The sequence below is a fragment of the Pseudomonas petroselini genome (genome assembly GCF_045037875.1).
In the GTDB taxonomy this organism is placed as follows: domain Bacteria; phylum Pseudomonadota; class Gammaproteobacteria; order Pseudomonadales; family Pseudomonadaceae; genus Aquipseudomonas; species Aquipseudomonas petroselini.
Genome location: NZ_CP173614.1, coordinates 3703322 through 3714144, shown reverse-complemented (window position 1 = coordinate 3714144; position 10823 = coordinate 3703322). Strand labels below are relative to the sequence as shown.

The 10823-nt window shown below is 59.2% G+C and carries 7 protein-coding genes; 5 read left to right on the top strand and 2 right to left on the bottom strand.

The genetic code is table 11. The annotated features are described in order from the left end of the window. Window position 1: 1 nt before the first annotated feature. Both ACI512_RS17010 and ACI512_RS17005 read right to left on the bottom strand, forming a co-directional pair. Window positions 2-970: an ABC transporter substrate-binding protein gene (locus tag ACI512_RS17010; protein WP_236379526.1), complete on the bottom strand. Its 969-nt coding sequence runs from the start codon at window positions 968-970 to the stop codon at window positions 2-4. Between the two features lie 79 nt (window positions 971-1049). Continuing rightward, window positions 1050-1865, bottom strand: coding sequence for a phytanoyl-CoA dioxygenase family protein (locus tag ACI512_RS17005; RefSeq protein ID WP_012724115.1), 816 nt, complete (start codon window positions 1863-1865; stop codon window positions 1050-1052). Window positions 1866-1971: 106 nt separating this feature from the next. On the opposite strand from ACI512_RS17005, the gene ACI512_RS17000 reads away from it, so the two are divergent. The 5 genes from ACI512_RS17000 (at window position 1972) to ACI512_RS16980 (ending at window position 9573) form a co-directional block, all read left to right on the top strand. Further along, the gene (locus ACI512_RS17000; protein WP_102060448.1) at window positions 1972-2886 is read left to right on the top strand and encodes a LysR family transcriptional regulator; all 915 of its coding nucleotides are present in this window, start codon (window positions 1972-1974) and stop codon (window positions 2884-2886) included. 99 nt (window positions 2887-2985) lie between these two features. Next, entirely contained in the window at window positions 2986-3513 is a 528-nt protein-coding gene (locus tag ACI512_RS16995) for a sterol desaturase family protein (RefSeq protein ID WP_012724113.1), read from the top strand. A gap of 211 nt (window positions 3514-3724) precedes the next feature. Beyond that, a complete protein-coding gene (mexE, locus tag ACI512_RS16990) occupies window positions 3725-4966 on the top strand; it encodes a multidrug efflux RND transporter periplasmic adaptor subunit MexE (RefSeq protein ID WP_012724112.1) in 1242 nt (413 codons plus the stop codon). Between the two features lie 15 nt (window positions 4967-4981). Then, entirely contained in the window at window positions 4982-8161 is a 3180-nt protein-coding gene (locus ACI512_RS16985) for an efflux RND transporter permease subunit (RefSeq protein ID WP_064052427.1), read from the top strand. After that, complete coding sequence (locus ACI512_RS16980; RefSeq protein WP_405121226.1) at window positions 8158-9573, top strand: efflux transporter outer membrane subunit; 1416 nt, start codon at window positions 8158-8160, stop codon at window positions 9571-9573. The genes ACI512_RS16985 and ACI512_RS16980 overlap by 4 nt, the downstream gene beginning before the upstream one ends. The last annotated feature ends 1250 nt before the right edge of the window (window positions 9574-10823 follow it).

The following is a 10823-nucleotide window of genomic DNA, read 5'->3' as shown; positions in this document are numbered from 1 at the left end:
GCTACAGCGTAGCGTCGATTTTTTTGGCTGCCGCCTCACTCACCCAGCCGTGCCAGATTTCCGGGTGTTGCTGGAGGAACAGCTTTGCCAGCTTGGGAGAGTCGATGTGCTCCCTGGTCATCCGTGCCAAGTTCTGGTTGAGCAGGTCAATCGGCAAATTGACCTTTTCCAGCACCGCGACCAGTTCAGGTGCTTGCTCATGGAAAGCTTTGGATAAACCCACCTGAATGCTGATCTTCTTATCCACCCCCGGTTTCTCCTCCAGCTTGATCAGGTCGACTTGCCCCATCAACGGCGTTGGCGTCCAGTAATAGAACAGGATCGGCTCACCCCGCTTGTAACTCGACAGCACCGCCGCATCCAAAGCCGGGCCGGTACCTGGTCGAAAGTTGGTATAGCGCGATTCCAGGCCATAGCTTTTAAGCATTTCGCTGTTCTCCAGCTCGCACGTCCAGCCCGCCGGACAATTGTAGAAACGGCCTTTGCCGGGCTCTTCCGGGTCCTTGAACAGCTCGGCGTACTGCGCCAGATCGGCAATCGTCTTGAGCGCTGGCGCCTTGGCTTTCAGCGCGCGCTTGGCATCCCCTTCCACCACGTAGCGGGGCACGTACCACCCTTCGGTCGCGCCAACGATGGGTGCGCCCACCCCCACGACCTTGCCGCTGGCGGCGGCCTTGTTCCAGACCTCGCTGCGCCCCACCCACTCTTCGGACAGCACCTGAATGTCATTACTGCTCAACGCGCTCTCCATGGTGATGGAGTTCCCAGGCAAGGTATCGACCGTACAGCCATAGCCCTCCTTGAGCAGGGTTTGCAGCACGTCAGTCAGCAACATGGCGCTCTCCCAATTCAATCCGGCGAACTTCACCGGTTTGCCCGAATCGCACCAACTAGCAGCCTGGGTCGCTGCGCTGCCCGCAAACAGCCCAAGCGAGAGCAGGCCAGCCATCACGTTTCTATTCAGCTTCATCATCGGTGCACCTATGCAGTGAAAGGGTCAGATCAGGGAGGGGCAGATGGCAGCGAAATACGCTCTGAAAAGTTATGTGTCAGCCAGCTTTATGTAGTGTAGGAAACCAGTCTTCACGCAGCCGCTGGCCTGTTTGCATGGCGTGCCCCGGGTACGGTGGAGAGGTGCGACCAGGGCGTTCGAGGTAGCGAACGTCATCACCCACCCAGCGCAGCGACAGTACCCGGCGACGCTGTGCGGAACCATTGCCCCTGGCGCCATGCACCGTTCGAAAATCAAACAGCACCGCATCACCGGGTTGCATTTCCCATTCCAGTACCGGCATACCCTCCTCCGCATCCGGATCCGGTGCATCTCGATAGTCGTCGGCCCCTTGGTAAAAGTCGCTTTGATCGGCCCAGCGCACCGGCCTTATCCCTTGCTCCCAACGATGGGAGCCGGGCAACAGCCGCAGGGTTGACTCACGTACCGGATCCACCGGAATCCAGAAACTCACGGACTGGCTGCCCTCAAGAAAGTAATACGGAATGTCCTGATGCCAGGGTGTGGCTTTTTGCGCACCGGGCTCTTTGACCAGGACATGGTCATGGAAGAACTGCGCGGTGCGCGACTGCATTACCTGCGCGGCGATGGACGCTGCCGGCGACTGTTCGATGATTGCGCGAAACTCAGGAATACGCTGCCAGTTGCAGTAGTCATCGAAAAAACCGCCGGACGAGTCGTCACCTTGCTCGACGTAGCGGCTGGCGTACCCGCCAGGCTCAGCGAGGTTGCGCTCGATGCCTGCCGCAATGTGTGCGATCCAGTCGCTGAAGACGCCTCTCAGGCACACCGCGCCATCACGCTGGAAGGCGTCGATGTCTTTTGGGTCGACGGTGTATGAACGGTGGGTCATGGCCTGAAACTCCCAATAACAAGATGAAGGGTGTGCAGGCCCAATATTCCATGCCGCTCAAATAAGATAAAATAACAACTCTTGATTTATCACCCAAGAAAAACCAATGAACTTCACCTTGCGTCAATTGCGCTACGCACTGGCTGCGGCCAAGCACGGCAACCTCACCCTGGCTGCCGAGGAACTGCACGTTTCCCAACCGTCGATATCCACCGCGATCACTGAGCTTGAAGGCCTTTACGGCCAACCGCTATTTGTGCGCCAACGCGGTCTGGGTGTGTCGTTGACGCCGTTTGGCCGAACGGTGATGGCGCAGGCAAAACGCGTACTCGCTGAAGCGCGAACGTTTGCAGATATAGGCAGCGAACCCGACGATTTTGCCGGAGACCTTGTACTGGGTTGCTATGCCGATATTGCCCCCTACTGTCTGCCCCAGATTCTCAGGCGCTTGCAGCAGGTGTCGCCCCGCATCAGCGTGGATATGCGTGAAGGCGGGTTTGAATATTTGGGAAAACGCCTCGGTGAAGGCACGCTGGAGCTTGCATTGACCTACGACCTGGGCTTGCCGGTCAACACGGAGCGCGTCGAACTGTGCCAATTGACTGCCCATGCCTTGCTGGCGGCAGATCACCCCTTGGCGCAGGAAACACGCGTTGATATGGCCGCACTCAGTGCATGCAACCTGGTGGTGATGGATCAGATCCACAGCTGGCAGCACATTCTGGATTTGTTCAACAGCTTTGGCCTGACACCGGGCAGCGTCCAACCCACCCACAGCTTTGAATTCCAGCGCAGCCTGGTTGCCAACGGCTTTGGCGTGGCACTCACCTACACCCGCCCTTTCGGCGATCACAGCTACGATGGCCAGCCCTTGGTGTGTCGACCCATCAAACAGCAGTTGCCCACGCAACGCATCGTGCTGGCCTACGACCGGCGCTACCCGTTGACGCCGCCCGCCGAAGCGTTCAAGGCTCAGGCGTTGGCCTGGTTCTCGCAGCGACAACCGTTCGCAATCTTCTGAATCTGTGACACAGCCCTCATGGCGCGGTTGCCTGCGGCGGCGCCGCACCTGAGAATCCCCACCCCCCCCTCCATTGCGCACTACAGGGATATTCCGCACATGGCCGCTTCAAATAAATGGCTGATGTCATCGCTCGCGTATTACCTCGATTTTTTCACCGCTCCTCTCTTCGTTATCCTCGCTATTTACTTGGCGCCCTTCGATCCCGCACTGGCCATCGCCGGCCTGCTGGCCTGGAGCCTGGTGGAATACTCGGCACACCGTTTTCTGTTCCATTCACTGTATCGCCGGGAACATTGGACCCACCATATCGACGTACTCGCCTACATCGGTGTGTCGAGCTGGAAAACCAGCTCAACCTTTGCCGCGCTGTTGCTGGTTGCCTGGTACAGCGGCCTGACCTCGGCCTTTATCGGCGTGGTAGCGGGTTACTTTTATTACATCTCGGTGCACTACGTGATGCACCGCCCCGCGCATTGGGCTTACCGCTTTATGCCGACGCTGGTGGCCAATCATGACCTGCACCATCGCCAAGGTGTGGAGAAGAACTTCGGGGTGTCGTCGCCGCTGTGGGACCATGTGTTTGGCACCTACGTTCGCGCTGAACCCCTCACCCATTACGATTAAGCGTTCAAGCTGACGGGACCTGTTGCGCACACCGCAACAGTCTTTTGTCATCATTCCTATTGATAGCCCCCTAACGAAACCCCCATGCTAGAGGGCTAACACCTCGCTTATATCATTCCGAATGATAGTTACCTTTGCCTCATTCGATTCGTGACATACCCCCTCGCCGCGCATGATCCGCCCATCTCAAATACATTGGCGGATACACCTCATGGAACAGTCACTCAAACATTTGCGCTTCCCCCTGGCGATTTTGGCCGTGGTGGTGATGAGCGCGTGCGGCAAGACCCCGGACCAAGCGGCCGCCATGCCAGCGGCCAAAGTCAGCGTGGCCAAGGTGCTGGAACAACCGGTCAACGAGTGGGATGAATTCACCGGTCGCCTGGAAGCGCCTGAAACCGTACAGATTCGTCCACGGGTCTCTGGCCAGATTGACCAAGTCGCTTTCACTGAAGGCGCTTTGGTCAAGAAAGGCGACCTGCTGTTCCAGATCGACCCACGCCCGTTCCAGGCCGAAGTGCGTCGCCTTGAAGCCCAGTTGCAACAAACCCGCGCCGCTGCCACCCGTAGCGACAACGAAGCGCAACGTGGCGAACGCCTGCGCCAGAGCAATGCGATCTCCGCCGAACTGGCCGACTCGCGCACCACCTCCGCCCAGGAAGCCCGCGCCGCCGTCGCCGGGATCCAGGCGCAATTGGACCTGGCCAAGCTGAACCTGAGCTTTACCCGCGTGACGTCGCCGATCAGCGGCCGCGTCAGCCGTGCCGAAATCACCGCCGGCAACCTGGTGACCGCCGATGTCACGGCGCTGACCAGCGTGGTCTCCACCGACAAGGTCTACGCCTATTTCGACGCCGATGAGCGCGTCTTCCTCAAGTACACCGAACTGGCTCGCCAAGGCCGTCGTGGTGCGACCACCCCGGTGTACCTGGGCCTGTCCAACGAAACCGGCAACCCGCACCTGGGCCAGATGAACTTCGTCGACAACCAGGTCAACCCGGCCACCGGCACCATCCGCGGTCGCGCCGTGTTCGATAACAGCAAAGGCGAATACACCCCTGGCCTGTACGCCCGCTTGAAGCTGGTCGGCAGCGGCACCTACTCCGCCGTGTTGATCAACGACGAAGCGGTCGGCACCGACCTGGGCAAGAAGTTCGTGCTGGTGATGGAAGGCGACAAGCCGGCTTATCGCTCGGTGGAGCTGGGGCCGAAGATCGAAGGTTTGCGCATCGTGCGCAGCGGCTTGAACAAAGACGACACCATTATCGTCAAGGGCCTGCAGCGCGTGCGCCCTGGCTCGCCGGTCGCCCCGGAAACCATTCCGATGGCCAGCAAAGAAACCCTCGCCGCCTTGGCCCAACAACGACAAGCGCTTGAAGCCAGCAACCTGGAACAAGTGGCGCCGGAAAAAACCGCGCCCAAACTTGCCAGCGCTGCGACTCCACGCGGTTAAGGGATACGACTCAAGATGAATTTTTCCAAGTTCTTCATTTCGCGGCCGATCTTCGCAGCGGTGCTCTCGCTGTTGATCCTGATCGCCGGTGCGATCTCGCTGTTCCAATTGCCGATCAGCGAATACCCGGAAGTGGTGCCGCCGACGGTGGTGGTACGCGCCAACTTCCCGGGCGCCAACCCCAAGGTCATCGGTGAAACCGTGGCCGCGCCGCTGGAACAGGCGATCACCGGCGTCGAGAACATGCTGTACATGTCCTCGCAGTCGACCGCCGACGGCAAGCTCACGCTGACCATCACCTTCGCCCTGGGCACCGACCTGGACAACGCGCAGGTGCAAGTGCAAAACCGCGTGACCCGGACTCAGCCGAAATTGCCTGAAGAAGTGACGCGCATCGGTATCACCGTGGACAAGGCCTCCCCCGACCTGACCATGGTGGTGCACTTGACCTCCCCGGATCAGCGCTACGACATGCTGTACCTGTCCAACTACGCCTTGCTCAACGTCAAGGATGAGCTGGCGCGGCTGGGCGGTGTGGGTGATGTGCAGCTGTTCGGCATGGGTGACTACTCCCTGCGGGTGTGGCTGGACCCGAACAAGACCGCTTCGCGCAACCTCACTGCCACCGATGTGGTGACCGCGATCCGCGAGCAGAACCGTCAAGTGGCCGCGGGTGCGCTGGGTGCACAACCTGCGCCGACTGCCACCGCGTTCCAGTTGTCGGTGAACACCCAAGGTCGCTTGGTGACCGAGGAAGAGTTCGAGAACATCGTGATTCGTTCAGGCGCTAACGGTGAAATCACCCGCCTCAAAGACATCGCGCGGATCGAGCTGGGTTCCAGCCAATACGCCCTGCGTTCGTTGCTCAACAACCAGCCGGCCGTGGCGATCCCGATCTTCCAGCGCCCAGGCTCCAACGCCATCGAGATTTCCAACGAAGTCCGCGGCAAGATGGATGAGCTGAAAAAGAGCTTCCCGCAAGGGATGGACTACAGCATCGTCTATGACCCGACCATCTTCGTGCGTGGTTCCATCGAAGCCGTGGTGCATACCCTCTTCGAAGCGTTAATCCTGGTGGTATTGGTCGTCATCCTGTTCCTGCAAACCTGGCGCGCCTCGATCATTCCGTTGGTGGCGGTGCCGGTATCCTTGATCGGTACGTTTGCGGTGATGCACCTGTTTGGCTTCTCGCTCAACGCGTTGTCGCTGTTCGGCCTGGTACTGGCCATCGGTATCGTGGTGGACGACGCCATCGTGGTGGTGGAGAACGTCGAGCGCAACATCGAGCTGGGCCTGGAACCGTTTGCGGCGACTGAAAAAGCCATGAGCGAAGTGACCGGTCCGATCATCGCCACGGCGTTGGTGCTGTGTGCGGTGTTCATTCCGGCGGCCTTTATCAGCGGCTTGACCGGGCAGTTCTATAAGCAGTTCGCCTTGACCATTGCGATCTCGACAGTGATTTCGGCCTTCAACTCGCTGACCTTGTCCCCGGCCCTGGCCGCCGTGTTGCTGCGCAGCCATGACGCGCCGAAGGATCGCTTCTCCAAGGTTCTCGACAAGCTCTTCGGCGGATGGTTGTTCAAACCCTTCAACCGCTTCTTTGACAAAGCCAGCCACGGCTATGTCGGCACCGTACGCCGTGTGATTCGCGGCAGTGGTATCGCGCTGTTCCTGTACGCCGGGTTGATGGTGCTGACCTGGTTCGGTTTTGCCCATACCCCGACCGGTTTCGTGCCGGCCCAGGACAAGCAATACCTGGTGGCCTTCGCCCAGTTACCGGACGCCGCCAGCCTGGACCGCACCGAAGACGTGATCAAGCGCATGTCCGACATCGCGCTGAAACAGCCGGGCGTGGAAGCCGCCGTGGCCTTCCCAGGCCTGTCGATCAACGGTTTCACCAACAGCCCGAACAGCGGCATCGTGTTCGTGACCTTGAAGCCGTTCGACGAGCGTAAAGACCCGAGCATGTCCGCCGGTGCAATTGCCGGCGCGTTGAACGGCAAATACAGCGACATCCAGGAAGCCTACATGGCGATCTTCCCACCGCCGCCGGTTCAGGGCCTGGGGACGATCGGCGGCTTCCGCCTGCAGATCGAAGACCGTGGCAACCTGGGTTATGACGAGCTGTACAAAGAAGTGCAGAACATCATCACCAAGAGCCGCACCACGCCGGAGCTGTTCGGCCTGTTCACCAGCTACACGGTCAACGTGCCCCAGGTCGATGCCGCCATCGACCGTGAAAAGGCCAAGACCCACGGCGTGGCGATCAGCGACATCTTCGACACCCTGCAGATCTACCTGGGTTCGTTGTATGCCAACGACTTCAACCGCTTCGGTCGGACCTACCAGGTCAACGTGCAGGCTGAGCAACAGTTCCGCCTGGATGAAGACCAGATCGGCCAGCTGAAAGTGCGCAACAACAAAGGCGAGATGATCCCGCTGGCGACCTTTATCAAGGTCAGCGACACCTCGGGCCCGGACCGCGTGATGCACTACAACGGCTTTATCACCGCTGAAATCAACGGCAACGCGGCACCGGGCTACAGCTCCGGCCAGGCCCAGGCGGCGATTGAAAAACTGTTGAAAGAGGAACTGCCCAACGGCATGACCTACGAGTGGACCGACCTGACCTATCAGCAAATCCTCTCGGGCAACACCGCACTGTTCGTGTTCCCGCTCTGCGTACTGCTGGCGTTCCTGGTACTGGCGGCCCAATACGAAAGCTGGAGCCTGCCGTTGGCGGTGATCCTGATCGTACCGATGACGCTGCTGTCGGCGATTACCGGGGTGATCATCTCGGGCGGCGACAACAACATCTTTACCCAGATCGGCTTGATCGTACTGGTGGGCCTGGCGTGTAAGAACGCGATTCTGATCGTCGAGTTCGCCAAGGATAAACAGGCAGAAGGCCTCGACCCGCTCGCTGCGGTACTGGAAGCCTGCCGTTTGCGTCTGCGGCCGATCCTGATGACCTCGTTCGCCTTCATCATGGGTGTGGTGCCACTGGTGTTGTCCAGCGGTGCCGGTGCCGAGATGCGTCATGCCATGGGCGTGGCGGTGTTCTCCGGGATGATCGGTGTGACCTTCTTCGGTCTGTTGCTGACGCCAGTGTTCTACGTACTGATCCGTCGCTATGTGGAGCGCAGCGAAGCGCGCAAAGCGGCCAAGGCCTTGAAGCTGGAGACACAGCAATGAGTGTGAAAGTCTTTCTGCCGAGCTTGCTGGTACTGGCGCTGAGCGCCTGTGCCGTAGGCCCGGACTACAAAACCCAGACCCCGGAGGCGGCCAATATCACGGCCGCTGCCGATGCCAAGCAGTACGATCACGCCAAGTTCGAAGGCATCTGGTGGCAGCAGTTCGAGGACCCGACGCTCAACCAGTTGGTCACGCAGTCGCTGCAAGGCAACCGTGATCTGCGCGTCGCCTTTGCCCGCCTGCGGGCCGCACGGGCGATCCGCGATGACGCCAGCAATGACGCCATGCCGACCATCACCAGCCGGGCCAGCAGTGACCAGGGCAAAGGCCAGGTTCCGGGCCAGACCACTCGCCGCGTGAAGACCGAACGTTACGACCTCGGGCTGGACATGGCCTGGGAGCTCGACCTGTTCGGCCGCATCCAGCGCAACCTGGAAGCCACCGACGCCGACCAGCAGGCCGCCGAGGCTGACTTGTACCAGCTGCAAGTCACCCTGATCGCCGAACTGGTGGACGCCTACGGTCAACTGCGTGGCGCGCAACTGCGTGAACGCATTGCCCTGGACAACCTGAAGAACCAGCAGGAATCGCGCACCATCACCGTCAGCCTGCGCGATGCCGGTGTGGGCGACCAACTCGACGTGGAGCGTGCCGACGCACGCCTCGCGGCGGTTGAAGCCAGCGTGCCGCAACTGCAGGCCGAACAAGTGCGCGAGCGTAACCGCATCGCCACCCTCCTCGGCCAGCGGCCCGATAAGCTCAGCGTAGACCTGGGCCCGAAAGACCTGCCGGCGATTGCCAAAGCGCTGCCGATCGGCGACCCGGGGCAACTGCTGCAACGTCGCCCGGACATCCTCAGCGCCGAACGCAAATTGGCCGCCGCCACCGCGCGTATCGGCGTGGCCAAGGCCGACCTGTTCCCACGCGTCAGCCTCAGCGGCTTCCTCGGCTTTACCGCCGGGCGCGGCTCGCAGATCGGTTCATCCGCCGCGAATGCCTGGGCCCTGGGCCCGAGCATCACCTGGGCCGCGTTTGACCTGGGCAGCGTGCGCGCCCGCTTGCGCGGCGCCGATGCCGAGGCCGATGGCGCCCTGGCAAGCTACGAGCAGCAAGTGTTGCTGGCGCTGGAAGAATCCGAGAACGCCTTCACCGACTACGGCAAGCGTCAACAACGCCTGGTCTCGCTGATCCGCCAAAGCGAATCCAGCCGCGCCGCCGCCGATTTGGCCGCGATCCGCTATCGCGAAGGCACAGTGGACTTCCTGGTATTGCTCGACGCGCAACGTGAGCGTTTGGCAGCCGAGGACTCCCAGGCCCAGGCCGAAGTGGACCTGTATCGCGGGATTGTGGCGATCTACAAGGCGCTGGGGGGTGGGTGGAAGCCGGATACGGTGGTCGCTACCGCCAAGTGATGTAAAGAGCTCCTTTGGTTGGTCGCATCCAGCCAATTTCTAGCCCCGTGGTCCATTGGGTCACGGGGCTTTTTTTGGTGACTGAAAAGAGCCGAGTCAAACAATCGGCAAGCGCAGATTTCACTGACAAGTGACTAAACGGGAAAACCGCTCAAACAAACAAAGCCCGGTACCGTTTAAGGCCACTGGTACAGACCTGTTAGAAATGACAGTTGCAAAACCTTGAGCTGCGCCTTTTACTACTACCGACTCAACCATCGCATTGGACGACAAAGTGCCGGGATTAGTTTGTGGGGCAATTCCAGACACCATTAACTTCTCGCCTACTACTTACTGCATGCCCTACAAAGCCAAAAAAGAGAACATCATGAAAAACACAATTCTGTTGTTATTAGTTGGACTCTCATTCGCTCAGTGGGCTTTTCCTACGAGAACGTACGCCCAGCCTTTAGACGGTTACGATGCGTGTCCAGTCCGTACCGCCACACGGGCCTCCCCCTTAAGCTATTTAAATTTATACAACACTGATCGCTACTCACGGCATAGCTTCAATCTCTGTTTAGACTTTACAATTAAAAACAAAGGCAAGATCAAATTTTATATACATTAACCCCCATCTCCCAGGGCGAACCTCTCCCCTTAATCAGAATACCGTATTCACCCGGCATTCGTTGCGCAGCAAATGCTGTAGCAGATAATATCGGTCAGTATTATTACTTTTCGCGATAGGTAAATTAGCGAAAAAGTATTCCGCCACGAGTCATTCTCTTGAGGAAACGTATAAGAACGCGGGGAAAGTCCTGCACTTGCCACAGATCCACGTTATCGCGCTTTATGGTCCAACACGGCATTGCAACCGCTGAAGTGACAACACAAAGTCAAATAAACCTTCCTCGTTATGCAGATAGCTCTTGGCGGAGATCTTCAACATCGATCATTCATTGCGAAAACCGGTGCCATGACGGGCGACGCCGTGCATATGACTGCTGAGGCGATCGTACTTCGCGGCGAAAAATTTGCTCAGGTCTAGACACCGTGGGCTTGGTTGAGGTTTGTCGGCGGTCGTTGGTAAACCCATATGGCTGAGGCACCTGCAACACCTTCGAATGGAAAAGGCTGCACATGTAATATCGCTCATTAGCGTTGTCATGGTTTACCGGGCGAGTTTTTCGGCCATTTTTTGAAATGGGCTCAGGGGTGAACTCTTACATCTGTCAGGCGTGGCTACCTGGCCGTGCGTGTCCGCTATC

Coding starts and splice junctions, on each gene's coding strand:
- ACI512_RS17005 (WP_012724115.1), bottom strand. CDS start 1,865: ATGACCCACCGTTCATACACCGTCGACCCAAAAGACATCGACGCCTTC.
- mexE (WP_012724112.1), top strand. CDS start 3,725: ATGGAACAGTCACTCAAACATTTGCGCTTCCCCCTGGCGATTTTGGCC.
- ACI512_RS17000 (WP_102060448.1), top strand. CDS start 1,972: ATGAACTTCACCTTGCGTCAATTGCGCTACGCACTGGCTGCGGCCAAG.
- ACI512_RS17010 (WP_236379526.1), bottom strand. CDS start 970: ATGAAGCTGAATAGAAACGTGATGGCTGGCCTGCTCTCGCTTGGGCTG.
- ACI512_RS16980 (WP_405121226.1), top strand. CDS start 8,158: ATGAGTGTGAAAGTCTTTCTGCCGAGCTTGCTGGTACTGGCGCTGAGC.
- ACI512_RS16995 (WP_012724113.1), top strand. CDS start 2,986: ATGGCCGCTTCAAATAAATGGCTGATGTCATCGCTCGCGTATTACCTC.
- ACI512_RS16985 (WP_064052427.1), top strand. CDS start 4,982: ATGAATTTTTCCAAGTTCTTCATTTCGCGGCCGATCTTCGCAGCGGTG.